Origin of the sequence: Ferrimicrobium sp. (genome assembly GCA_022690815.1) — a bacterium.
Classification (GTDB): Bacteria; Actinomycetota; Acidimicrobiia; order Acidimicrobiales; family Acidimicrobiaceae; genus Ferrimicrobium.
Genome location: JALCZJ010000033.1, coordinates 1 through 25210 on the forward strand (window position 1 = coordinate 1; position 25210 = coordinate 25210).

The following is a 25210-nucleotide window of genomic DNA, read 5'->3' on the forward strand; positions in this document are numbered from 1 at the left end:
GAAGTGGCAGCCGGAGTGCTCGACGCGCAAGCAGCCAAAGCCACAGCACTGGCTACGACCAGCGCCACAGCCATGAAGCGGGTACCGCGACCGAACTGGGCATGCAACCGATCGTGGGGAATCCGTGGACACCTGAGAGAACGCAAACTAAAGACCTTGGATCGAATCTCGACCACGAACTCAGTATGCGACCGAGAAGTAGCGCTTCCGTAACGAGGTTGCAAACATCACGACAATTTCTGGTAAACAGCGCTTGACACAGTGCGGGGATTGGCTGTGTTGATCAGGCCCGCCTGGGTTGATCCACCCGTTGTGTGAGGCAAGGCCGCCGAAAGGCTCACTGACGCATCGCCCGACGCTCTCGCCTTTCGCGCGTTTCCCTGCACTACTGATCTGAGGCCTGATCGAACAACGCGTTGGACTACCTGAACGAGGAGATCAAGGTCCAAAACCGCGTCGTAGGCATTTTCTCCAACGACATCGCTGCAATCCGCCCGATCGGTGGCATGCTAGCCAACTGAGGTTACCCAGAACAACTCGACAGGTGTTTTACGCCACGTTCGCTGTAATTCTTAATTATAGTTCATATTCAATGGGATATCAATGCCCAATCTTCGAATAAAGACGACCTGTAGTGGAAAACCTCATATACTGATCCATCGAGCACTGCGTCTTAAGCGAAGTAGATGCAGATGTGATCAAAGGTATCTATCCTCGCGCCTTGGGGTGTTCCCGCGTTGATGAGCAGAAAAGCTGCATAAACATATGCGACAGCTTCTGAGGTCACCAAAACCCTCTCTCAGGGCTATCCGGTGCGGGAGCGGTTCCGGGCCACCTCGGCCCGCACCGCGGCCGCGGAAGGAAGCTCGAGCACTCGAGCAGCTAGCTCGGCACAACTCGTGACGTCGGCCTCGCGCACAGCCTGCTTCACAGCCGCCACTGAAGGGGGACTTACCGAAAGTTCTCGCACACCGAGGCCTATGAGCACCGGAACGGCTGCCGGGTCGGCAGCGAGCTCGCCGCACACCCCGATCCAGCGGCCCGCTGCTAAGGCCGCCCGGGCCGCCAGATCAATGAGCCTCAGCACCGCTGGGTGCATAGCGTCAGCAAGACTCGCCACAGAGGCCAGGTCGCGGTCAACCGCAAACGTATATTGAGTGAGGTCGTTGGTACCTACGGAGAAGAAATCCACCGACTTAGCCAAAGTGCGGGCGCCTAGCGCTGCAGCAGGCACCTCGATCATCACACCAACCTGCATGCTTCCCTTGTCCGGAACAGCGACTCCCTCGGAGTGCAGCTCGCTGCGGGCTTGCTCGACTAGCTCCATCGCCGAAGCAACCTCGGCCTCGGTGGCCACCATCGGGAACATCAGCTTGAGCGGGTGATCGGCGGCCACTCGGAGCACTGCCCGAAGCTGGGCGAGCAACAGGTCCGGACGAGCCAGGCCGAGCCGCAGACCGCGCTGGCCGAGCTGCGGGTTGGCCTCAGGTGGGCGGGACAAGTACGGGAGCGGCTTGTCGGCGCCCACGTCCAGCGTGCGCACCACCACGGGTCGACCAGCGAGCGTCTCCGCGATCCGCCTGTATACAGCTTCCTGCTGGGCCTCAGTCGGCATGGCCTCCGCGTCCATAAATATGAACTCAGTGCGCAAAAGCCCTATGCCGTCTGCACCGATGGCCGCCGCACGTTCGGCGTCCTCGATCGATCCCGCGTTCGCAGCGACCTCGATCCGGGTTCCATCTATCGTTACCGCGGGCTCCGCGGCCATCCGCCTGGCACGATCGTCACCGTCCGGACGATGCTGAGCCCGTTCCACGGCGGAGCCATGCTCGCTGGGCGACGGATCAATGCATACGGTTCCGGCAGAACCGTCCAGTAGCAACGGCGTACCCTCGGGCACACTGAGCAGCTGCTCACCAAGGCCGACGGCTGCGGGGATGCCGAGGGCCCGAACAAGAATGGCTCCATGGGATGTCGGCCCGCCAAAGGCGGCACCGACACCACTGACTACCGCGGGATCAAAGCCAGCTACCTCTGCAGGTGTTAGCTCCGCTACGACGACTATCCCTGGCTCTAGCACTGCCGCACGACGCTCACCCCTCAGGTGAGCGGAGACCTGAGCCCCAATCGACTCAAGGTCGTGGACCCGCTCCCTTTGATAAGCATCGCTCAGCTCCCGCCAGCGCTCGGCCATCGTGGCCACTGAGCTCTCCCACGCGTCGAGCGCGCTGCGCCCTTGGTCCACCATGCTCCGGGCCGGACCAAGCAAAGCCTCGTCACGCAAAAGCAGGAGGTGGGCGTCAAAGATTTGCGCCTCATCCGAGGCTCCAGCGGCAAGCACCCGCTTGCGCTCTGAAGCGACATCGAGAGCAGTGGACTCGATGGCTGCCTGTAGCCGAGCCCATTCCACCTCCGGGTCAAACCCGTGGCCGGTCGGACTATCGGTAAGGGCAGACTTCGAGGACTGGCTGGCAGCCAGTCCGGGTAAGGCGTCACGGCTGAGCCCTGCCGCTGCCGACTGCAGGTGCCGGGCAGGACCACTGGCTATGCCGGGGGAAACCCCGAAACCCCTAAGCACCTCTCCTGGTGCGATCGTTAAGCCAGCGCTCGTCGCCAAAGGTCGCGTGTCCGACGCGACGGGCGCGCTCTCAGTAGGTCGAGGGGCAGACGGCTCCCCAAACCCGGCGGCGGCCAAGTCAACCACCGCCTGCAACGCCTGAGCTGCCTGAGGGCCACTGGCGCGCACCAGCACCCGATCTCCTTGGCGCACACCGAGGGTAGCGACCATGCTGAGACTGTTCGCTGGCACCGGTCCTTTCCCGGAGGTCAAATTCTCGAGCGTGACCGTCGCATCGAAATTTCCCACCGTTTCCACCAGCCTGGCCGCAGGCCGGGCATGAAGACCAAGCGGCTCGGTAATGCTCAGCTCGACACCGTCGGCAACCGAGCCTTCCCCCGGCGACGGCTCGGGTCCCTCCGATGACGCGAACTCACCTGTTTCCTGTAACGCGCCGGATCTCTCTGATTCAGCTGCTCCCGCTGTTTGCTCCGGACCGGGCGACAACTGCGCCTGCTTTCCTGTCAGGCCAGCCATTGCCTCAGAAGCCACCTTCTCCAAGGGTGCTCCGAGCCTTGCTGCCACCGCGGCTGCAACCGCTCCCTCGACCAGCGGTGCGGGGCATAGCAACACGCGGCTACGTCGCTCCTCTCCGAGCAGCTCGAGTGCCGTCTCGGCCGAGAGCACCGCACTCCCTAGGTCCATGAGCACCAAGACACCAGCCTCCGACCAGGCGGCCGCCACCGATCTGACAACCAGCGCTGCGTCAGTGCCGAGCGGATGATCTGGCTGGTCGAGCCCACCTGCGGCGACGATCGCCACGCCGGGTCCCGCCACTTGCCGCGCTAACTCCACGACTCCTTCTGCCAGACGCGCGCTATGCGATACGACCACGATACCAACAAGAGGACTTCCTTCAGGTGGAGCAGTCTCAGTAGAGGGTGAATCCACGACGATCGACTACGGGCGCCTCAGCTGCCGAACGCCCCGGCTGCCGCCTTTATTAAAAGCCACGCTGATGTGGCTCCCGGATCCTGATGACCAACGCTGCGCTCGCCCAAGTAGCTGGCGCGGCCTCTGTGAGCTACCAGCGGAACCGTCGCTGCCATACCCTTCTCTGCGGCCGACTCCGCGGCCCGCCACGCGTCTGCTGATGACGCTCCGTCGTTAAGCGCGCCTACGAGCGCCGCTACCGCGGGTTCAAGCGTGTCAACCATCGTCTTGTCCCCGCGTTCTGCCCTGCCCCTAGCCTTAACTGCATCGACGCCTGCCTGAAGAGCAGCTGCCCAATCCCTTTGGTCCACGTGCTCGTGCCCTGAAGTTGCCTTTGCCATAGCCAAGAACAACGTTCCATATAGCGGACCCGCCGCCCCACCAACGGTGGAAATCAACGTCATCGCCACGGTCTTGAGCAGCGTCGCCACCTCGCCATCGCCACCAACACTCTCGCCAATCTTTTCGATCACCGACCGCATCCCTCGGTCCATGTTGATGCCGTGGTCCGCATCACCTATGGCAGAGTCTAAATCCGTCAAATATTCCTTGTTTTTCCCAATCAGGACACCAAACTCCTGAATCCACGCCACCACTTGCGAAAAAGTTACCTCCATCTAAGCACCCCAACGCATCCCCGGCGTGTGTACGGGAGCGTCCCAGAGCTCTATCAGCTCGTCGTCAAGACGTAGCAACGTGATCGAGCAACCTTGCATTTCCAGAGAAGTCATATATGGCCCTACAAGACTCCGGACAATATTGATCTGCCGATCGCCAAGCCAACGCCGCAGCTCGTCGTAAACGATATATAGCTCCATCAGTGGAGTTCCACCCATGGAATTGACAAACGCAAGAACAGTGTCACCGGCTCGAAATGGCAGATCCTCAACTATCGGCTCCGCAAGCATTGCCACGACCTCATGTGCTGACGCGAGGGGCAGCCGCTGACGCCCCGGCTCGCCGTGGATCCCGATGCCGATCTCCATCTCCTGCTCTCCAAGCTCGAAGGTCAGCTTTCCCGCCGCTGGCACGGTACAGGATGTGAGAGCCATCCCCATGCTGCGCGCTTGGGAGTTGACCTTACGACAAAGAGCGGCCACCTCCGTTAGCGACCGCCCTTGCTGCGCTGCGGCGCCACAAATCTTCTCCGCTAGCACCGTTGCACCTACACCTCGACGCCCCGCCGTATAAAGGCTGTCGGTAACTGCCACGTCGTCGTCGATGACCACCGCCTCCACGGCGATGCCCTCAGCGGCAGCCAATTCGGCAGCCATCTCAAAGTTCATGACGTCACCCGTGTAGTTCTTCACTATGTGGAGTACACCGGCACCGCCATTCACCGCTTTGGTGGCCGCCGTTACCTGATCAGGCGTTGGCGAAGTAAACACCTCTCCCGGACAGGCCGCGTCTAGCATCCCCATGCCGACAAACCCCGTATGCATGGGCTCGTGACCTGATCCACCTCCGGATACGATACCTACCTTACCATTCACTGGAGCATCAACGCGCACCACATAAGTTGGATCAATTACAACTTTCAACAAGTCCGCGTGAGCAGCGCCTAAACCGGCCAATTCATCGCGCACCACATTTTCGACACTGTTGATCAACTTTTTCATATTAACCTCACATATTCATTTTAGTTCCGTCTGAGCCGAAAGTCAACCGCCTCATGATGGTCTGCTGGATGACCAGAGACTCCGCCAACCGAAACCCCCGCAACATCTGAACCAATAACCTCGAATGTAACCTACGGCTTTAGTAAACCCGTCGCCTCTGTTGATTGCCTGCGAACAGAGTAACGGGACGCAAAGATAAGATGTTTTGAGTAGATCTTGCCTCCTTCAACAAGCTGGCAGAACTTCTGAAATTCCGAACATCGGACATAGCACCCCAACCTAGACTGCAATCCATTACTGACTAAATAATCTCCCTGCAACCATCCGCCACTCTGTGTCAGTAATATAACGATAACGAAACATCTGATATCTTCTCAACAGCAATACGATCCGATTGGCCATGCAATCTTCGACATCTTAATCTCTCACCTTTTTGTTGAAAACCTTTGCTCAACAGCAGCGGCCTAGCGCTAGTTGTAGCGACACTCAGCGCCAGTATTTGGGTGCCCTTCGCGCATCTGAGCCTTGAGGCTCTCCACCAAGACGTTTTGCAAAACACTTTGAGAATCCATAAACACACTACCAGTGCCATTGCGACAACACTCGCCCTTCAAGACGTAATCAATAAACTTGGGCTCGTTGTGCAGCCTGACAGAATTAGTACCCTTCGAGTCAACTAGATTTCTTTATGCTTCACGTAAAAGCCAAACCTCTTCGCCTGACTACCACAAACCACTGACCTGAACAACAAAGCTCCAACAAAACTTCCATGACTACCCCCCTCCCCACGTACTACACGATAATTCCTCTCACTCCCGATCGTCACCCACCTACACCACAATTCCCAACCACCCCCTGACAACTCTCTTGTTGTAATCCACCAACATATCGCAACGAACGACTAAACGAAAGAAACTGTAATCACAATCTCCCGCCCTGACCTGAGCCTAGGAGTGGCCTAACAGCTAAAGATTCCATAATCCTCTTTATGGTCCTGACCACATTCCCAATTCAAATGTCCTCCTCACAGTTGAATCCAATTCTTCGCACGTTCAACCGCCCGTTTCCATCCTTCGACCAACTCGTCACGCCGAGAGGCACTCATCGATGGATAAAAAAGGGCATCGCGTTGCCAAACTTGGCTGAGGGGCTCAAAACCATCCCAGATCCCGACGGCAAGGCCGGCCAAGAAGGCGGCACCCATCGCCGTCGTCTCGGTCACCTTGGGCCGTTCGACCCTGATACCGATGATGTCAGCTTGAAACTGGGCCAAGAAGCTGTTGTTGATGGCTCCCCCGTCGACGCGCAGCACGTCGACGGCCTGTCCTGAGTCCGAACGCATCGCTTCGAGGACATCTCGCGACTGATACGCGATCGACTCCAAAGCCGCCCTCGCGATGTGAGCTCGATTCGACCCTCTGGTCAACCCCACGATGGTTCCTCGCGCATAACTGTCCCACCACGGAGCTCCAAGCCCGACAAAGGCCGGAACAAGATAGACCCCACCAGTATCGGGCACCGACAGCGCCAAAGCTTCAGTCTCCTCTGCCTTGGTGATCAGTCCGAGCTCATCGCGGAGCCACTGGACCACCGCACCGGTGATGAAGATCGAACCCTCGAGGGCGTAGGTCACCTTGTGATTGATCCCCCAGGCGAGCGTCGTGACTAGCCCATTCTTGGAGGCCACCGCCTCGTTGCCCGTATTCATCAGCAGAAATGAGCCCGTACCATAAGTGTTCTTAGCCGATCCTGGCGTATAACAACCCTGGCCAAAAAGCGCAGCCTGCTGATCGCCGGCGATTCCAGCTATCGGGATTGCACGTCCGAGCCAACTCGCATCGACCTCACCAAGGACACCAGAGGAGTCCACGACGGTGGGGCACATTGAACGTGGAATGTTCAACAGACCCAACAACTCGTCATCCCACGAAAGATCATGGATGTTGTAGATCATGGTCCTCGAGGCGTTCGAGTAGTCGGTGACATGGAGCTTATTGTGAGTCAACTTGCTGATCAACCACGAGTCGATCGTGCCAAAAACAAGCTCCCCACGCTCAGCTTGCTCACGAGCACCAGGAACATTATCCAAAATCCAGGCAACCTTAGTTCCCGAGAAGTAAGCATCGATCACTAACCCTGTCTTGGAGCGAACCCTATCCGTGTGACCGGCTTCGCGAAGCCGGTCACACATCCCCGCGGTACGCCTACACTGCCACACGATCGCGTTATAAACCGCCTGCCCAGTGTGCCGATTCCAGACCACCGTCGTCTCTCGTTGGTTGGTGATCCCAACGCCAGCGATGTCTCGGACATCGATACCTGCTCTCTTGACACAGTTCTGAATCGCTTGCCATTGACTCTGCCATATTTCCTCTGGATCATGCTCGACCCAACCAGGCTGAGGATAGATTTGTCGAAACTCCTGCTGTCCGACAGCAACAGGCAACCCGGCCTCGTCAAACAAAATTGCTCGTGACGACGTCGTTCCTTGATCAAGGGCAAGTATGTATTTAGTCACTTATAACCATCCCTTCTTCGGCCACTTGACTATCCAGGGCCACTTGTTGTGCCGTCTCGGCCGGGTGCTTTGCCCGATACTCGAGCGTCAATCCAATAAACATCTTGTAGATTCCAACTGCGATGGCTGCTCCAATAAGGGGACCGACTATTGGGATCCACCAATACCCACCCTCCCCTGGGCCTGGAAATGCATTCTTGCCCCAGCCAAAAAACCAGGCCATGAGACGCGGACCGAAGTCACGTGCCGGATTGATGGCATAGCCTGCATCGGTACCAAATGAAACCCCAATAGCTAGCACTGCAAGTCCAACAATAAAGGGGGCTAAATTCGCAACCGCAGTCATATTTCTAGCATCATTAATCGCGAAAATAAACAACAACAGAAATGCAGTACCGATAATCTGGTCAACGAAAGGACCAACCCAACTCCCATGAAAATACGAAGCTGGGAATGTTGCAAAAATTGAGAACGTTGTGAGTCCACCGCTAGAGCTGCGTGTCACATGATGCACCAAGTTGTACTGGTCGATCGCCTTATAATAGTCTGCATATACAATAAGCGCTCCACTAAAGGCACCCAATACCTGAGCAATCCAATAGGGAATCACCTTCTTCCATGGAAGATTCCCTGCAATCGCTTGAGCCAATGTAACAGCCGGATTTATATGAGCTCCAGAAATACCCCCTGCCACGTATATCCCGAACACCACTCCCATTGCCCAACCCCAGGCAATCAGCATCCAGCCGCCAGCCCCTTGAAAGATAACCACGGTTCGGCCGGACATCGTCAAACCAACGACAGCAACCGCCACCGACCCCGTCCCAAAGGCCAACAACACCAACGTCCCCAGATACTCTGAGAGCAACTCACCCCAGGTTGTTGCACGCCACCCGGTTTTACCGTAACGCACCGTTGTCGTCATTTCACTTCCCTCTTTTATGTCCTCTTTACTCCTCTTGTTGACCCAGTCAAATGACATAAGAGCTGACGACTAAGAAAATCAACGCGTCACCACCCCTTGACAAATCTCTGTGGATCAACTAACTCCAGTTACGCTTTTCTTACATAATATGAGTAAATAGAATCGATGTCAAGACTTTCCTTCGAGTTAGTAGTCTGATGCACAGACATGAGTATTTCTCTGGCAGGGAACCGCTAGTGATTGTGGTCGCTCTTGGCTCTCCTAGTTGCAATACCACTTAGTTAGGAGTCAGCCGTGTAGAGTCGGCCCATGCCACGGACCGGTCAGCACCGTGGGCGCTCTTGGCTCGTGGTGGCGTGGGCACCGTCTCGTGGCGATCGACGCGACGGTGTTCGCCCTGCCCGACACCGCAGCGAACGAAGAACACTTCGGCCGACCCGGATCTGAGCGCGGTGAGGCCAAGGGCGCATTCCCTCAGGCACGCGTGATCGCACTCGCAGAGTGCGGTACGCACGCGATCATCGGCGCAGAGATCGGGCCGTGCACGACCGGTGAGAAGACACTCGCTCGTGGACTGTTCGGGCTACTCACCGAGGAGATGCTCCTCCTCGTCGACCGGGGCTTTCCCGGCTACGAGCTGTGGCAACAAGCGGCAGCGACCAACTGCGAGCTGTGCTGGCGGACGAAGTCGAACGTGGTGTTGCCGGTTGTGACAGCGCTCGCCGACGGCTCCTACCTCTCCGAGCCTGAGCCACCTCGGGGCAATCCTGGAACGCCGATCAGCGTCCGGGTGGTCGAGTTCACCCTCAGCCACCCCTCACGCGCAGAAGACAAGGGCCCGATCCGGCTCATCACCACCCTTTTCGACCCGACCACGGCGCCCGCCCTAAAGCTCGCGGCTCTCTACGGCGAGCGGTGGACGGAAAGGCGAGCATCATCTCCCTGACTAAGGAATGGTCTCCCAAGGCAAGGATCAGTGCCCATGCACGAGTCCAAGCTGTTCCTCGATCACCGCATCTCATTGACGAATCTAACCAAAAGTAAAGAAACTCAACAACCTTCCAAGCAAAGACGACACTGGCGCCCGAAAGACAAGCTCCTTCACGATGCCCGACTCACAACCTCCTCACGCAGTTGACATAACAGCTAGCGGTGAGCTCCACATGCATGAGGGTCATTGAAGTACTGGCTGGATTCGCTCCAGCGACTCAGCGAGTAACAGCTACCCATTAAGAATGATGGCATGATACCTACTTTGGACGCAAGCGTAAAGACAAAGAGAGACCTAGACTAGTAACGAGATTCCCATCGTGAAAAGCAACCTCGGTAGCTTCTGACCAAGTTAAATGTACCTAAAAAGAAAGTGCCTTCCTTCCTTGATCGTTTAGGATTTCTCTACCTCTATGTTACCAGCTCCGGTCATACTTTCCTCAGTTTTTGGGGCCAATTCCAGGCGTTAGTCGGTGTTTCTAGGCCTAGGCCAAACGTTCATCGATATGCTGGCGCGTGACCAAGCTGGGTTGCCATCCAGCGTGCAGGATGGATGGTACGATGACCAGTGAGCTCTTCCAAGTGAATCGCACAGGTACCACTATCGGTCAAAATGATGCCCGGTCCATCAATCATCTCATTGGCCCGTGTCCCCAGCGCCTTAGCGACACCATCATGCTCTGACTTAAACGCATAGGACCCCGCCGCCCCACAACAGTCAATCTCGAGAATACGAGGCATCTGCTCGCTCGCCTGTTCGATCAGCGCCACCAGCGAACCTTCCCCACGCGCGACCTTTGAACGACAGGTAGCATGGCTGTAAATTACCTCGTCTTGATGATTGGCGCGCAACTGGGAAAAGAGTCCGGGACTGGCGTGGTCGAGGACGAACTCGACAAAGGGAACGATAGGAACCGATAGCTCCAACCCGAAATAGCGAGGCCACTCGATGCGCAACGTATCGTCGCAGGTTGCGTTCAAGGTCACGATTGCCTCAATGTGTCTAGCTGCACGCTGCAGCGCCCGATGGGTTACGTCGGCTGTGCGTTCGGCCTCTCTGAGCAGGCCTGAAGCATATGCCGCCGCCCCGCAACAATGGCTCGCTGCCGGTAAGACAACTGGTGCCGAGCCCAACCGCTCGAGCACCGCTATCGCACCCATCAGCGTCTCTGAATCAAAGCCACGCGTGAAACAATCGACGAAGACTCCGACCGCTGGTCTGTCCTTGTCCAATCGAGCTCCGTGTCGCCGATAGGACCGCTTGACAGGCGACGGAGAAGGCCATTGTGTGGTGACGCTCACACCTAAAAGAGCGCCAGCTGACTTCGGCAACTTGACAAGTCCAGGTGCCATCGCCAACCACTGAGGATGGGTCAGCAGGTAATCTCTCAGCATCAGTCGCGCCGATTTTGGGGCATGCTGCTTGTGCTCGGCGATCAAATGTGCGATTGGCACCGCGACGGGGCAGGCGTCCTCGCACAGCTGACAGAACGTACAGTCGCTGACGTGGGTCATCGTCTCATCGTCCCCAGCCTGAAAACGTCGATACCAGTCGGGGCCAAGCGCTTTTGGACCAGGGAATTGCTGATCGACTCGGTAGACCGGACAGGCCGAAACACAAATCCCACACTTGATGCAGGCATCCTCAAAATCAAAGCGCTCCATGTGCATTCTCCTCAATCATTCCAAGGGCCATCCGCACCGATCCCACCACCATGGCTCCACCATTATGGTCCCGATTTGGGTTCCAGCCTCCAAGCGCTCGCCCAATCGCAAGCACACGACCGCTGCCAAGACAGTCGATCTTGTCGTGCCCGACCCGATCGAGATCCTCGACGCTGTCCATCCGGCCGACCTCCCGGTTGACGAGCTCGTCGATGATCAATCCGTCGACGGTCACACGGAACCCACCGCCAAGAACTCCGCCGGTTGCAAGCAGCACGTAGTCGCCGGCAAAGCTCCTCCCATCGGCAGTCGTCACCGTCGCAGTTGGAGCGATCTTAACTACGTGACCACTGATGAAATGCACTCCTTGGCGCCGCAGCCACTGTTTCCAACGATCCAGAATCCGCACACCGCCCACGCTCGGTGACAAGAGCGAAAACTCTCTCATCCGGCGCTGCCCCTCCTCAACCAGACGGTCGAGCAGGTGGGTCGTCCGCTCGAGCCCCACGATCTGTGGCAAAACTACTTCGAGGTCAGGAGGGCAAGAACGCAGGCTTGCGATCAGCTCTTGACACAGCCACGCACCACCAGCGTCGCTATCGAGATAGCTTGCGAATCGAAGCGCGCCCCAGCTTTGATCCCACCCTGGTGGCCGAGGAAGCCGGACCTCGATAGCACGGCAACCGGTTTTGCCTCGGTAGTTGGCAGCTTGAGCCTCAACGATCGAATCAGCAAGCCCATCTACCCCGACAATGATCAGATCCTCAGGCTCGAGGCTCGCATACTGCCAGCTTGGTACCAGAAACGTTGGGCGAAGATTGCCTGTTGCCGTTACAGTATGTGCAATCGCCTTCCCGTCAAAGCGTTGAAGAGCAACGCCAAAGGAAGAAAACAACTCCGCTACTTCGTCAAAGGCGGCAAGCCACTCTGTCAAGGAACGTTGGATCGGGAACTCGTTGAAAGCACCTTGGGTTCTTATAAAGCTGAAATCGCCCGACCACATCGCTAGCGTCCCTTGTCCATCAGCAATGACAGTAACTTCAAAGCCTCGTCGGCGCAGCAAGCTAGCGCCAAGAAGACCAGCAGGACCGCATCCAATGACGACTGCGTTCATCGTCATTGAAGCTCCTCTCCAAGTGCCTGGGCGGCGGTAGCCTGCTCCAACGCGATCAGCCGGGCACTCGTACCCCAACCGACGACACCAAGACCATGCTCACGTTCTTTTCGCAGTGCCAAGAGTTCCTCGGCAAAACCGGTTGGAGAGCGTCGACCTAACACTCGATGAGCACAGAAGGTGCCCTGACAGGGCCCCATTGAGAACCAAGTAGCAAAGCGTTCCTGAGTTTGGGAGTTTGCGGCTGACCCTAAATCCGACTCGTAAACGTGTTCGCACTCACAAAGGAGTGCACCTCCTCCTGCTTTCTGATCGCGACGATGGCCAACCGGCGCTCGTTTCCCATCGATTGGAATCGAGCGACTGTGCGAAGGAGCATCCAGCTTCATAGTCTTGACCAGCTGGTTGCCCAGCGTTTCTCCCATCAACCGGAACGTTGTCCACTTGCCACCCAGCACCGAGAAGGCACCCACCAGTCCATCGGTATCCCCATGAGCGAGAACCGCAAAATCCCGAGAGACGGCTCGGGAATCCCCGGTAAGTCCCGACGGCTCGTACAGCGGGCGAACACCGGTAAAACCACGCAACACCCTCCAATGTTCGAGATCAGGAATTAGCTCACGACCGAGTTTCATCAGGCGAATCGCCTCGCTCCGATTGGGCTCAGGAGCCTCCGGTTCGGGTTGGGCGACATCAGTAGTACCGAGAATCACTACCTCCTGGTGTGGTACGAAGATGTCACCGTCACTCGGAGACTTCAACCGGTTGACTACCACGTCAACTCGACGGTTCGCAAAGATCAACATCAGCCCATGCGAGGGTTGGACCTTGATATCGAGTCCCCAATCACGTGCAACTACACCTGCCCATGGGCCGGAGGCATTGACCACAGCATCACAATCGAGCACTCGGGTCCCACCGCGACCTTCTACCTTGACGCCAGTCACCCGATCGCCAGCCATACGCAGACCAATGGCTCGAGTATGATCAAGAAGGCTTGCTCCTCTCGACTGCAGGGCATCCACCAGCATCCTGAGCATCTTGAAGCCTTCGAGCACGCCATCGGGCACCCAGTAGGCTCGCTCGATGTCCTTTGCCAACATTGGAAGCTCTTGTCGTAGCTCCTTCACATCCACGGGACGCGCCGGCACCTCGAGCTCAGAAGCTTGATCCAACCAACGCTGCTCAAAACTATCCTCGTCGCCAAACTTCTTAACGAAATAACCCCCAGTTGGAACGACCGCACTGGGTGCGAGCTTGCGCAGAAGTTGGTTCTCGAGATAACAATCCTTCGCGGCTTTCGGATCGGTCACAAGATAGCGCCCACCGCTATGCAGAAGTCCGTGAAATCGGCCAGAGGTGCCCAATCCAATCTCGTTCGCCTCAACAATCACTACCTCAATACCGCGCAGCGTGAGATCCCAAGCAACACCGAGCCCGGTCGCACCGGCTCCTATGACTACCACCTTCATCTCCGCGCTCCTCCACAATCACCACAGAAAAAAAATTAAGTTTCTTTCTGTAGAGCCGATAGCGATCTACGCTGCTTATTGACCCTGCCGAAACTTTCCGAACTCTTTGGATAATAATAAATAATAATATGTAATCAATAGAACTTCAAATTACTCGATATTAAACCATAAAATCCACTCAAAATTACCAACCTTGCTTCTATTTTGTGATCAAGTGGAGCTCATTTATCAGTTCTCCTTTTAAGGAAGAATAACAATTTTCCTTCATCACACTAGATCATATCGTAAGAACCCCGACTCTGCGCCCATCGACTGGACGATGCCCATACGCTTACAACATGCCTCACACTTAGTCGACCTACACTGTCTAGATTCAACGGCCCAAGTAACACGACCTGGGAACATCACTGCGAACTCGACCGACCTGGGGTTTCGGCTGGCTGAGGAGGCGAACATGCCCACGATCCAAGCTAGAGCCTTGACGGCTCGCACCTGTGGTGCATCTTGACAATTTAGCCAATTCTAGTTATAATTATTAATATCTATTGAAATGAGTATTTATTTATGTGACATAAGTAACACATTGATGGTGTAGCGGAATGCAGATGGGGTTCGAACTGAAAGGTTGCCCAATGATCCACTCTTGGGACTAGAAATGTTGAAAAGTCAGCACCGAGGGTGACTGCATGCGAGGAGTAAGCGCCGGGCGCTCTGTCACGAAAATGACCTTGGGTCAGGCTGCCCTTAGACGGCCTGACATGTTGGCCATCGAAGAGCCTCTCGAATTGCGATTCAACGGTCGCCCGATGGCAGTTACCATGCGGACTCCGGGTGACGACTTTGACCTCGCAGCAGGCTTTCTGGTCAGCGAAGGAGTCGTCACCCACTTTGAGCAATTGATCTCCATGCGCTATTGCGCAGGAGTTGGTGCTGATGGCGTCAACCGGTACAACGTTCTAGATTTAGTCTTGGCAAAAGGCGTAGAGGTACCCGAAGCGGCACGGCGCTCATGGACTACCACCAGTTCCTGCGGGCTTTGTGGCAAGAGCAGCATTGACGCCATCGTGAGCCGCTCTCCCTACGAGGTCCGTCATGACTCACTGGTTGTCGACCCCGCAAGGTTGGTGACGCTGTCCGACCGATTGCGTTCTGCTCAGCAAGTATTCGACAAGACGGGCGGCCTCCACGGTGCCGCGCTGTTTGACGGGTTGACCGGTGAGTTGCTGGTCTGTCGAGAAGATGTTGGTCGGCATAACGCGGTTGACAAGGTGATCGGATGGGCGTTCCGTGAGCGGCGGCTCCCCTTGCGAGGGACCATCCTCATGGTGTCGGGCCGGACCTCGTTCGAACTCGTCCAGAAAGCGCTCATGGCTGGCATACCAGTACTTAGTGCTGTGTCCGCCCCTTCCTCGTTGGCGGTGGACCTTGCCGTCGAAGCGGGGATGACCCTGGTCGGTTTCTTGCGAGGTCCATCCTTTGTGGTCTATGCGGGTGCCGAACGTGTTGGCGATGCTTTATGTGCAACACGACCGACCGGGCGTTGAACCAGTCGGGAGGTTCCATCGGCAGCGGTCAGGTCAGCACTGCTTAGCAGCCGTATGGCCTCGACGACCAGAGGGTTGAATGCACTCAGATCCGAATCGCCAAGGAGCTCGGCACGCATCCTAGGCGACCAAAACATTTTGATGTGGTTCGCCACCTCGGCGGCAGCCTGCTCGGGCGGGTGGTGAGCAAAGTTGGCGGCAATCTGGTTGGACATGCGGATAAGGTCGCCCCGTGTCACGGCTCGGTCGCCTCGGCGAAACGCCGGGACGCTGCCATCAGCGCCGAGGGCGGGAATGTTGAACTTCTCAGTGACAAGCGGGGCGCGCGAGCGAGCCCGCACCTGCACGGCGGTGACCTTGTATTCAGGACAATTGGTGGCCCAGTCCGAGTGTTCGGTCGTCACGACATTCGTCCCGCTCACCGGATGGTGGAACGTAGTGTAGACAATACCTGGCGGTACCCGGTCGCTGATCTGGGCCTTGAGCACGGTCTCGCCTGCGCGGCTGGTGAGCGTGACCCATCCACCGTCGACCACCCCTCGCTCCTCAGCATCATATCGATTGATTTCAAGGACATCTTCAGGATGCCATGTGATATTCTCGGTCTTTCTCGTTTGGGCTCCAACGTTGTACTGGGTCAGGATCCGACCTGTCGTGAGCACAAGGGGAAATCGCCGAGTGGTGCGCTCCTCGGTCGGGACGAACGGGGTCTCGATGAAACGGCCCTTGCCGCGCACGAATCGATCAATGTGCATGATTGGCGTGCCGAGAGGAGCGTTCTCGTTGCACGGCCACTGCACGCTACCGACCTCATCGAGCAGCTTGAACGAGACCCCGGCGAAGGTCGGTGTGGTTCTGGCGATCTCGTCCATGATCTGGCTAGCGTCGTCGTAGTGCATGGGATAGCCCATGGCCGTTGCCAATTCACAGATGACCTGCCACTCCTGTTTGCCGTTCTTGGGAGCCATAACCGGACGGACTCGGTTGATTCTCCGCTCGGCATTGGTGAAGGTCCCATCCTTTTCGAGGAAGGAAGTTCCCGGAAGGAACACGTGGGCGAACGCTGCCGACTCGTTCAAGAACAGATCCTGGATTACACAAAACTCTAGGGAGGCGAGTGCGTCCTTTACGTGTGTGGTATTTGGATCGGATTGGGCGATGTCCTCACCTTGGATGAACAGCGCCTTGAAGGTGCCCTCGACCGCTCCGTCGAGCATGTTCGGGATACGAAGCCCAGGTTCCGCGCTGAGTTCGCGTCCCCATGCCTCCTCGAATTGGTGTCGGACGACATCTCCCGAGACGTGACGGTAGCCGGGGAATTCGTGAGGGAACGATCCCATGTCGCACGACCCCTGCACGTTGTTCTGACCGCGCAACGGGTTCACGCCAACGCCTTCGCGGCCAATATTTCCTGTAGCCATGGCCAGGTTCGCCATTCCCATCACCATGGTCGAGCCCTGGCTGTGCTCGGTGACTCCGAGGCCGTAGTAGATCGATGCCGCGCTCGCCGAGGCATAGAGCCGGGCGGCAGCGCGCACTTCAGCAGCAGGGACCCCAGTAATGTCCTCGGTTGCCTCGGGGCTGTACTCGGGTGAGGAAATGAAAGCCGCCCAACGCTCAAAGTTCTCACACCGCTCGGCGACGAACCTGGTGTCAACCAAGCCCTCAGTGACCACCACGTGGGCCAAGGCATTGATAATGGCAACATTGGTGCCGGGACGAAGCTGGAGGTAATGGCTGGCCTCCACATGGGGGGTACGGACGAGACTGATCCGGCGCGGGTCCAAAACAATGAGCTTTGCCCCTTCACGGAGACGACGCTTCAAGCGCGAGGCAAATACCGGGTGTGCATCGGTCGGATTGGCGCCGATCAACAGGATTACATCCGATCGTTCGACCGAACGGAAGTCCTGGGTGCCTGCCGAGGTGCCAAAGGTCAGGCTCAGGCCGAAGCCGGTTGGGGAATGGCAGACGCGGGCGCAGGTATCTACGTTATTGTTGCCAAAGGCAGCCCGAACCATCTTCTGGACAACGAAAACCTCTTCATTAGTGCAGCGTGATGAGGTGATCGCGCCGATGGCGTCGGTGCCATAGCGCTCCTGGATGGACCGGTAGCGCGCAGCGGTATGGGCAATCGCCTCGTCCCAGCTCACTTCCTGCCACTGGTCAGTGATCGATTCGCGCACCATGGGCGATAGCACCCGTTCCTTGTGGGTGGCATACCCCCAGGCAAAGCGACCTTTCACGCAAGAGTGACCTTCATTCGCGCCGCCATATTTGTAAGGAACCATCCGGACGACCTCGTCGCCGCGCAACTCAGCCTTGAACGTGCAGCCGACCCCGCAATAAGCACACGTAGTGAGCACAGTTCGTTTGGGAACACCGAGCTTAATGACTGACTTCTCCTCAAGGGCGGCCGTCGGGCAGGCTTGGACGCAGGCTCCGCACGAGACGCACTCCGAACCCAAGAAACTACCTCCCGGACCCGGTGCCACCACCGAAGCGAAACCGCGTCCAGCAATTGTGAGCGCGAAAGTACCTTGAATCTCCTCACATGCTCGCACGCAGCGTGAACACACGATGCACTTGGAGCCATCAAAAGTAAAATAAGGGTTACTCTCGTCCTTTGGCTGATTGAGGTGATTTTCACCTGCAAAGCCATATCGCACGTTACGAAGACCAACTGCACCCGCCATGTCTTGTAGTTCGCAGTCGCCGTTGGCTGCGCAGGTGAGACAGTCGAGCGGGTGGTCGGAGATGTAGAGCTCCATCACGCCGCGGCGGAGCGTTTCGAGGCGCGGAGTTTGAGTCGCGACCACCATGCCGGGCTCTACCGGCGTCGTACACGAAGCGGGTGTGCCCCGTCGACCCTTGATCTCTACTAGACAGAGCCGGCACGACCCGAAGGGATCGAGGCTTTCGGTCGCACACAACTTTGGCACGTCGATACCTGCAAGAGCAGCGGCGCGCATCACCGAAGTTCCCTCGGGCACCACGACTCGTTGACCGTCAACTTCAAGTTCAACCACCGGAGTCCCGGGCATGGCCGGTGTACCAAGATCGTGTTCTATTAAAAGGGTCATCACTCGTCTCCTTGCGTTACAGCTACACCACACGCGCGAGCGCGGTCTTCATCTCTTGACCTGACTTTTGTGATACAGCGCGTCCGGAAAGTGCTCCAGGACGCTCCGGACTGGCGAGGGGGTGAGCCCACCCATGGCACACAGCGAAGCGTCGGTCATGGTCTGGCACAGATCCTCGAGCAGAGCGATGTTGGCCACTGGCTCGATGCCTCCAATGATTTTGTCGATCACCTCGACACCCCGCACTGCTCCTACCCGGCACGGGGTGCACTTGCCACAGGACTCTTTTGCACAAAACTCCATGGCAAAGCGCGCCTGGTGCGCCATGTCGACGGTGTCGTCGAAGACCACGATGCCGCCGTGTCCTACCATGGCCCCGAGTGCGGCGAATGCTTCGTAGTCCATTGGGAGGTCCAAACGGTCGGCCGGAAGGTAGGCACCGAGTGGCCCCCCGACTTGGACTGCGTGAATGGGCCGCCCACTTGCCGTGCCACCCCCGAAGCCTTCGACGAGTTCGCTCAGGGTAATTCCGAACGGTACCTCGACAATGCCGCCGTGTCTGATGTTGCCGGCGAGTTGGAACACTTGTGTGCCGCGAGAACGGTCGATCCCAAGCTCGTGGTAAGCAGTAGCACCAGCGCTGAGGATGGTGGGAACGGCTGCCAACGAGAGCACGTTATTCACGACTGTCGGTCGGCCGAGGAGACCTTTGATGGCAGGGAGTGGCGGTTTGGAGCGGACGACACCACGGCGACCTTCGAGACTTTCGAGCATGGCCGTTTCTTCGCCGCAGATGTAGGCACCAGCACCAATACGTACGTGTAGATCGAACCGATGGCTACTGTCCAACACCGAATTGCCAAGCCAGCCGTGCCGCTCGGCGATCTCAATGGCGGCGGTCATGATTGAAGCTGCGTCGGGATACTCCGAGCGGATGTAGACGTAGCCCTCCGTAGCACCGACTGCCAAGCCAGCAATCACCATGCCTTCGATAAGTAGGAACGGGTCCCCTTCCATGAGCATGCGATCGGCGAATGTTCCGCTGTCGCCTTCGTCAGCGTTGCAGCAGACAAATTTCAGCTCTGATGGCGTGTTGAGGACGGTCTTCCACTTGATGCCGACGGGAAACCCCGCACCGCCTCGGCCCCGAAGGCCTGAGGCAGAGACTTCGGCGACGATGTCATCAGGCGTCATCTGGAGCGCTTGACGTAGCCCGGCGAGGCCACCGCTTGCCTCGTACTCCTCGGCCGACAACGGGTCGATCACTCCGACACGTGAGAAGGTCAGGCGTTGCTGACGTTTCAGAAACTCGATCTCCTCAGTCGGGCCTAAAAACAGCTCGTGATCACCCCCCTCCAGGAAACCGCTGCCAAAAAGCCCGGGGACATCCTCCGGCTCGACTGGTCCGTAGGCGACACGGCCCGATGGCAGAGCGACCTCGATCAGCGGCTCAAGCCAGAGCAACCCCCGCGACCCGTTGCGGACGAGATGGATACGCCGCCCGTCAGTGGCATCCTGCCGGGTGATCGCTTCTGCGACCTCGTCGGCGCCGACTGAACGAGCAGCCGCGTCGCGAGGTACGTAGACGGTGACGGGTCCTGTCATGTAGTGACGCCCGCGAATCTTGTAACTATCTCGCCGAGGAGCTTGTCGAAACGTTCCTCATCCACTCGCCCGACCAGCCGACCATCGATCATGGCCGCCGGTGAGAGCGCACAGTTTCCCAGGCAGAAAACCTCTTCTAGAGTGACCGCGTGGTCGGGGGTCGTTTCGCCAAAGCCGATCCCCAGCCGCTTTTTTGCATGCTGGGCGACTCGATCGGCGCCCATCGACTGACATGCCTCGGCCTGGCAGAGCCGGATCACTGAGGCACCAGGTGGCTCGGATCGGAAATCCTTGTAAAAGGTGATCACTCCGAATACCTCGGCCTCGGAAAGGTTCAGCGCTTCGGCGACGAGGGGAATCGCTCGGGGATCGATATAGCCGAAGGTGGCGGACAGACCGTGAAGAATCGGGAGCAATGCTCCACGCTCGGTGACCTTCCCCTTGATTACGCTGCCAGCAAGCTCATCTGACCAGGGAACATAGGAATGCAACACCTTAGACTGCATCATCATCGGCTCTGGCAACGAGTCCTCCAATCCCGATACTTGAATCTGGCCACTTCCTAATTTCCTTTCTAGACCCACGAGATCGAGTTTGTGATGCATCAGCGCTACCGCATCGCCTCCACGTCAATTGGAGTACGAAGAGGCGATGCGGATTTTCGCGGTAGATCGGTGAGACAGAGCCCTCAGTGACTGATCAGGCCTGCAAGGTAGCCGTTGGGGTCGAGCACGAACTTTTTCGCCACGCCCTTGTCGAAATCAGCGTATCCCTTTGGCGCGTCATCGAGAGGGATGACCGTTGCGTTCACGGCCTTGGCGATGTGGGCTCGATCGTGGAGGATCGACATCATGAGCCCACGGTGGTATTTCATCACCGGGCACTGGCCCGTGGTGAACGCGAGAGACTTGGCCCAACCAAGACCAAGACGTACCCGCAAAGAGCCAATCTTCGCTTCCTCGTCTATCCCACCGGGGTCACCAGTCACGTACAGGCCGGGGATCCCAAGGCTTCCCCCGGGAGAAGTGACGGTCATGATGTCGTTCAGGACTGTCGCTGGCGCCTCGCCAGCGCCTGCTCCGTGCCCCCTGGCCTCGAAGCCAACACAGTCCACTGCTGCGTCCACTTGCGGCTCACCGATGATCTCGGCGATCATGTCCGTGAGGGGGGCATCTGTGCGCAGATCGACCGTTTCGCACCCAAAGCTGCGCGCCTGGGCGAGACGGTCAGGGTTCATGTCGCCCACAATCACGACCGCGGCCCCCAAAAGCAGTGCCGAGTACGCACAGGCAAGGCCTACCGGACCAGCACCTGCTACGTAGACGGTCGAACCGGTCGTGACACCAGCCGTGTAGGCACCGTGATAGCCCGTAGGAAATATGTCTGAGAGCATCGTGAGGTCCAGGATCTTCTCCATCGCCTGGTCCTTGTCGGGGAACTTGAGAAGGTTCCAGTCAGCGTAGGGCACCATCACGTACTGAGCCTGACCTCCGACCCAACCGCCCATATCCACATATCCGTATGCCGCCCCGTAACCATCAGGGTTGACATTGAGACAGACACCGGTCTTACGCTCTTTGCAGTTCTTGCAGCGACCACAGGCGATGTTGAAGGGCGTGGAAACGAGGTCACCCACCTTGATGAACTCGACTCCAGGTCCGGCTTCCACGACCTCACCCGTGATCTCATGCCCGAGAACTAAACCAGAAGGCGCGGTAGTGCGGCCACGCACCATGTGTTGGTCGCTGCCGCAAATGTTGGTGGCCACCACTTTCAGGATAACCCCATGGGGGCACTGACGCCCCACATTGCTGGGGCTCACGCCAGGCCCATCACGCAATTCGAGCTTCGGATAGTCGATATTCTGGACCTCTACGTGACGCGGTCCTATGTAGGCGACCGCTTTGTTTCCCGGCATTGTTACTCCTTTCCCTTCATGAAGCCCCCTCCCTCCAAGAAGCCCTCTCTCGCTATGAAGTTTTTTGACATTGATGCACTAACGCTCGGATACGATTGTCTATCAAAATCATCTATCCAGTTTTTATATTGAATTCATCTCTTTATGAGATTTATTTTATTGTATCATTTTCAGAGCCATTGTCAAGGGTTATAGATAAGAAATATCACCGAGACAGCGACGGACTTGTTGTCAGCATCGGTCAGGATCTCTGCGTGCCCGGCCGAATCGCAGGCTAGATCCTGATGCTGCCAGCGCACCTGTGAGATCTCTCAGCTGGGACTAGGACATCGAGATAAGCGACCCGAGCCAAGTTCAGGCTGAAGCGTCGCTCTGCCCTCAACACGCATCCCCGAAAGACCCTCGACTGGTACACCTCCACGAAGGCCCTTCTTCAATCAGATGAAGGAGGCGGTGTTGCTTGGAGTGGTTGAACCCAGGATGACGACCACTGTGGTGCTGGCAAGCGTGAACCAACCGTGCCCCGGCCACTCCACATCGACGCCAGCAGGGATCGCCGTCCGCGGACCGGACCACGTTGTTGGCGTGGGTTGTTGGCGTGGCCTACCTCGCTGTGCTTGTCCATCAATCACCACGCTAAGTCTCAGTCCCTCCGCTTAGTCGTCATCGGTTGGACGTGGTGGTGAGTTGGCTTGGCATCGCTCAGTACGACGCCGAGGAATCCTTGTGCTGCTGCTCGTTTCGCCGCAACTCTTTTCGCTGCACTTTTCCAGTGGTAGTCATCGGGAGCTTTGTGACGAACTCGATCTGGCGGGGATACTCGTAGGCCGCCAGTCGGGTCCGGACATGCTGTTGGATATCCCGTTCCAGTTCCGGCGAGGCCTGAACACCCTCTCGGAGCTGGATGAATGCTTTGACAACCTCACCGCGGAGAGGGTCAGGCACACCAATGACGGCAGCCATCGCCACCGCTGGATGTCCAATGAGGCAGTCCTCGATCTCCGTGGGGCCAATGCGATACCCAGCGGAGTTGATCACATCGTCAAGACGCCCAGCGAAAAACAGGTAGCCGTCCTCTGCAACCCTGCCTAAGTCACCAGTATGTAGCCACCCATCGCGAACCTTGGTCGCCGTCTCCTCAGGATGGTGCCAGTAACCGAGGAAGGCGACTGGGTCTGGCAGCTGCAGGACGATCTCACCCATCTCACCGGGGGGCAGTGGTGCGCCGTCCTCGTCAAACACGGCAATGTGGTGCCCGGGATAGGGCCGGCCCATCGACCCAGGTCGGATGGGCCAGTTGATACTCGAATTGCCGATCAAGTAGTTGGCTTCGGTCTGGCCGTAAATCTCGTTCACGTGGACACCGAGATGCTCAGCCGCCCACTGCAACATCTCGCTACCCAGTGCCTCGCCACCGCTCATCACGCTTCGCAATCGCCCCGGCAGATGGACCTCAGAATCCCGAAACAGCTTGAGGGCAGTGGGGGGAAGAAAGCAGTTGCGCACCTGCTCGTCTACGATGACCCGAGCAGCCCACTCTGGGTCAAACGGACCCTCACGGCGGCTGCATACCACACAGACTCCGTGATACCAGCTAGGCATAAGGGCGTCCATGAGCCCACCGATCCAGGCCCAGTCAGCCGGAGTCCAGAATCGGTCACCTGGCTGGGGAAATCCGTTGTGCGACAGCTCAAAACCTGGGAGATGCCCGAGCAAAACTCGGTGACCGTGTTGTGCACCTTTGGGACGTCCGGTTGTGCCCGAGGTGTAGATGATGAGCGCTGGCGTGTCGGGGCTCGTCTGCGCGCTGGCAAAGTCGACTCGACCCCCGTTCACCAGGTCATTAAAGCGCCGGAGGGGACCAGCAACAGGCCCGTCAACGAGCACCACGGTGGCCGACATACCCTCGAGGCAGGCCAGGGCTAGGTCGGCATGGTCCCCGTCGGTGATCATCACCGTTGGTTGGGCATCTTGAAGACGATGACCAAGCGCTTCGGGGCCAAACAAGACACTGAGTGGGACGGCCATGGCGCCAAGCTTGTAAGCGGCAAGATGCGCTACTCCTGTCTCAAAGCGCTGGGGTAACAAAATCGCAATTCTATCTCCAACGTTAACGCCCAGTTCGGCCAAACCGGCTGCCAGGCGACTCGAGGTAGTGCTCAGCTCACCAAAGGTGTGCTCCCGCCGCGTGCCGTCGGACCCAAGCTCCACCATGGCCAGTGCTCTTGCGGGATGCCGGTCCGCACACCACCAACCCAGGTTCAACTTGGTGGGGAGAGTCCATTGGAACCGGTCATAAAGCTCTTGGTAGCGGTCCACGACATCATTGTCCTCGAAGCTCACCTAACGACACCTCCTCACGGGCCAAAGAAATTATTTTAACGAGCAGCCCACAGAAAAACTAGGTTAGGTTTAGTCACAACACAGCTTGTCCTTGTCAGACAGAGCTAGAAGCTCAGGGGGCGCCTCTGCAGACACCATCCATTCGGGCATCATGCGCGGTCACGTGTCAAGTGCGAGCGCGACCGCGGAAGCTCGTCACAACCATCTCTAATGAGGTCCGCACTGTTCGGAAAGGAAAGAACGCACTGACGAAACGGGCCATCGTGTTCTTGTTCGTGCTGGGCTGCCGGGGCCGTGGAGACTGCACAAGTGAGTTGTGATGGTGTAATACCTGCCCCTGGTCACAGGACAGATACCGACGACGCCCATCAGACAGGCAACCTGGTCGCGGCGGATGTCCTTCCCCGCCTTTCAGGCCGCAGCGTGCAGTTTTTCGGCCTCATCGACGGAACTTACGACTCCTCCCGACCCAAATATGCACACCGAACTCGCCGCTTGCTCGAGGGGCTGGCCCCGAAGAGATAGAGTCCTTTGACGCCAAGACCCAAGAGCTGGCGCGTTGCAAGCGCGGCGAGTTTCCCTCCAAGGATGTCGATGGATACCGCCGGGTCCAGTGTCCTGGGAATACTGACAACCTTCGTTGCCCCCTGCGTCCTTGTTTGATTTCCCTTGGCTTTGGCCGTCCTAAGGTCCCAAGACCTCCTGAGCACCCAGAGATCCAAGGAATACCTTGTAGCCAAACGTGAAGACTCCCAGAGCGGACGACGGGATTCGAACCCGCGACCCTCACCTTGGCAAGGTGATGCTCTACCAACTGAGCCACGTCCGCATTTGGCTTGTGCCGGAGTTATTTTAGCCAGCGAC

Annotated in this window: 16 protein-coding genes and 1 tRNA gene; 3 read left to right on the plus strand and 14 right to left on the minus strand. The window is 57.8% G+C overall.

The window, feature by feature from the left end; all coding sequences use genetic code 11:
- Positions 1-213 (plus strand): hypothetical protein (locus MP439_09405; protein ID MCI2976276.1); only part of this gene is annotated, 213 nt, incomplete at its 5' end.
- 592 nt (positions 214-805) lie between these two features.
- Here MP439_09405 and ptsP read toward each other — a convergent pair.
- The 5 genes from ptsP to MP439_09430 form a co-directional block, all read right to left on the minus strand.
- Positions 806-3412 (minus strand): phosphoenolpyruvate--protein phosphotransferase, encoded by a 2607-nt coding sequence (gene ptsP, locus MP439_09410; protein ID MCI2976277.1) that lies wholly within the window; start codon positions 3410-3412, stop codon positions 806-808.
- Positions 3413-3528: 116 nt separating this feature from the next.
- Positions 3529-4167: a dihydroxyacetone kinase subunit L gene (dhaL, locus tag MP439_09415; protein MCI2976278.1), complete on the minus strand. Its 639-nt coding sequence runs from the start codon at positions 4165-4167 to the stop codon at positions 3529-3531.
- Complete coding sequence (gene dhaK, locus MP439_09420; GenBank protein ID MCI2976279.1) at positions 4168-5169, minus strand: dihydroxyacetone kinase subunit DhaK; 1002 nt, start codon at positions 5167-5169, stop codon at positions 4168-4170.
- A 1024-nt stretch (positions 5170-6193) separates the two neighbouring features.
- Complete coding sequence (gene glpK, locus MP439_09425) at positions 6194-7687, minus strand: glycerol kinase GlpK (protein ID MCI2976280.1); 1494 nt, start codon at positions 7685-7687, stop codon at positions 6194-6196.
- Positions 7680-8669: an aquaporin family protein gene (locus MP439_09430; protein MCI2976281.1), complete on the minus strand. Its 990-nt coding sequence runs from the start codon at positions 8667-8669 to the stop codon at positions 7680-7682. The genes glpK and MP439_09430 overlap by 8 nt, the downstream gene beginning before the upstream one ends.
- Positions 8670-8943: 274 nt before the next feature.
- Here MP439_09430 and MP439_09435 point away from each other — a divergent pair, with 274 nt between their 5' ends.
- Positions 8944-9558 (plus strand): IS4 family transposase, encoded by a 615-nt coding sequence (locus tag MP439_09435; protein MCI2976282.1) that lies wholly within the window; start codon positions 8944-8946, stop codon positions 9556-9558.
- A 542-nt stretch (positions 9559-10100) separates the two neighbouring features.
- On the opposite strand, the gene MP439_09440 is transcribed toward MP439_09435, so the two are convergent.
- From MP439_09440 to MP439_09450, 3 genes are read right to left on the minus strand one after another with little or no spacing between them, the layout of a single operon-like run.
- The gene (locus tag MP439_09440) at positions 10101-11267 is read right to left on the minus strand and encodes a 4Fe-4S dicluster domain-containing protein (protein ID MCI2976283.1); all 1167 of its coding nucleotides are present in this window, start codon (positions 11265-11267) and stop codon (positions 10101-10103) included.
- The gene (locus MP439_09445) at positions 11254-12387 is read right to left on the minus strand and encodes a hypothetical protein (GenBank protein ID MCI2976284.1); all 1134 of its coding nucleotides are present in this window, start codon (positions 12385-12387) and stop codon (positions 11254-11256) included. Before MP439_09445 ends, MP439_09440 begins: the two co-directional genes overlap by 14 nt.
- Positions 12384-13853: an FAD-dependent oxidoreductase gene (locus MP439_09450; protein MCI2976285.1), complete on the minus strand. Its 1470-nt coding sequence runs from the start codon at positions 13851-13853 to the stop codon at positions 12384-12386. Before MP439_09450 ends, MP439_09445 begins: the two co-directional genes overlap by 4 nt.
- A 686-nt stretch (positions 13854-14539) precedes the next feature.
- On the opposite strand from MP439_09450, the gene fdhD reads away from it, so the two are divergent.
- The gene (gene fdhD / locus MP439_09455; GenBank protein ID MCI2976286.1) at positions 14540-15397 is read left to right on the plus strand and encodes a formate dehydrogenase accessory sulfurtransferase FdhD; all 858 of its coding nucleotides are present in this window, start codon (positions 14540-14542) and stop codon (positions 15395-15397) included.
- On the opposite strand, the gene fdhF is transcribed toward fdhD, so the two are convergent.
- The 6 genes from fdhF to MP439_09485 all read right to left on the minus strand — a co-directional run bounded on the left by fdhF (position 15337) and on the right by MP439_09485 (position 25175).
- Entirely contained in the window at positions 15337-18480 is a 3144-nt protein-coding gene (fdhF, locus tag MP439_09460) for a formate dehydrogenase subunit alpha (protein MCI2976287.1), read from the minus strand. The genes fdhD and fdhF overlap by 61 nt on opposite strands.
- Positions 18481-18528: 48 nt before the next feature.
- Positions 18529-20085, minus strand: a complete 1557-nt coding sequence (locus tag MP439_09465) for an NADH-quinone oxidoreductase subunit NuoF (protein ID MCI2976288.1) — start codon at positions 20083-20085, stop codon at positions 18529-18531.
- On the minus strand, positions 20082-20621 hold the full coding sequence (locus tag MP439_09470) for a formate dehydrogenase subunit gamma (GenBank protein ID MCI2976289.1): 540 nt from the start codon (positions 20619-20621) through the stop codon (positions 20082-20084). Before MP439_09470 ends, MP439_09465 begins: the two co-directional genes overlap by 4 nt.
- Positions 20622-20773: 152 nt before the next feature.
- Positions 20774-22003, minus strand: a complete 1230-nt coding sequence (fdhA, locus tag MP439_09475; GenBank protein MCI2976290.1) for a formaldehyde dehydrogenase, glutathione-independent — start codon at positions 22001-22003, stop codon at positions 20774-20776.
- Positions 22004-22705: 702 nt separating this feature from the next.
- Positions 22706-24346, minus strand: coding sequence for an AMP-binding protein (locus MP439_09480; protein MCI2976291.1), 1641 nt, complete (start codon positions 24344-24346; stop codon positions 22706-22708).
- Positions 24347-25102: 756 nt separating this feature from the next.
- Positions 25103-25175: transfer RNA gene (locus MP439_09485), tRNA-Gly, on the minus strand.
- Between the last annotated feature and the right edge of the window lie 35 nt (positions 25176-25210).

What these genes read in the sequence shown, in the direction of transcription:
- dhaL (MCI2976278.1), bottom strand. Translation starts at nt 4,167, where the DNA reads ATGGAGGTAACTTTTTCGCAAGTGGTGGCGTGGATTCAGGAGTTTGGT.
- dhaK (MCI2976279.1), bottom strand. Translation starts at nt 5,169, where the DNA reads ATGAAAAAGTTGATCAACAGTGTCGAAAATGTGGTGCGCGATGAATTG.
- MP439_09430 (MCI2976281.1), bottom strand. Translation starts at nt 8,669, where the DNA reads ATGTCATTTGACTGGGTCAACAAGAGGAGTAAAGAGGACATAAAAGAG.
- MP439_09440 (MCI2976283.1), bottom strand. Translation starts at nt 11,267, where the DNA reads ATGGAGCGCTTTGATTTTGAGGATGCCTGCATCAAGTGTGGGATTTGT.
- MP439_09445 (MCI2976284.1), bottom strand. Translation starts at nt 12,387, where the DNA reads ATGACGATGAACGCAGTCGTCATTGGATGCGGTCCTGCTGGTCTTCTT.
- MP439_09450 (MCI2976285.1), bottom strand. Translation starts at nt 13,853, where the DNA reads ATGAAGGTGGTAGTCATAGGAGCCGGTGCGACCGGGCTCGGTGTTGCT.
- fdhD (MCI2976286.1), top strand. Translation starts at nt 14,540, where the DNA reads ATGCGAGGAGTAAGCGCCGGGCGCTCTGTCACGAAAATGACCTTGGGT.
- fdhF (MCI2976287.1), bottom strand. Translation starts at nt 18,480, where the DNA reads ATGACCCTTTTAATAGAACACGATCTTGGTACACCGGCCATGCCCGGG.
- MP439_09465 (MCI2976288.1), bottom strand. Translation starts at nt 20,085, where the DNA reads ATGACAGGACCCGTCACCGTCTACGTACCTCGCGACGCGGCTGCTCGT.
- fdhA (MCI2976290.1), bottom strand. Translation starts at nt 22,003, where the DNA reads ATGCCGGGAAACAAAGCGGTCGCCTACATAGGACCGCGTCACGTAGAG.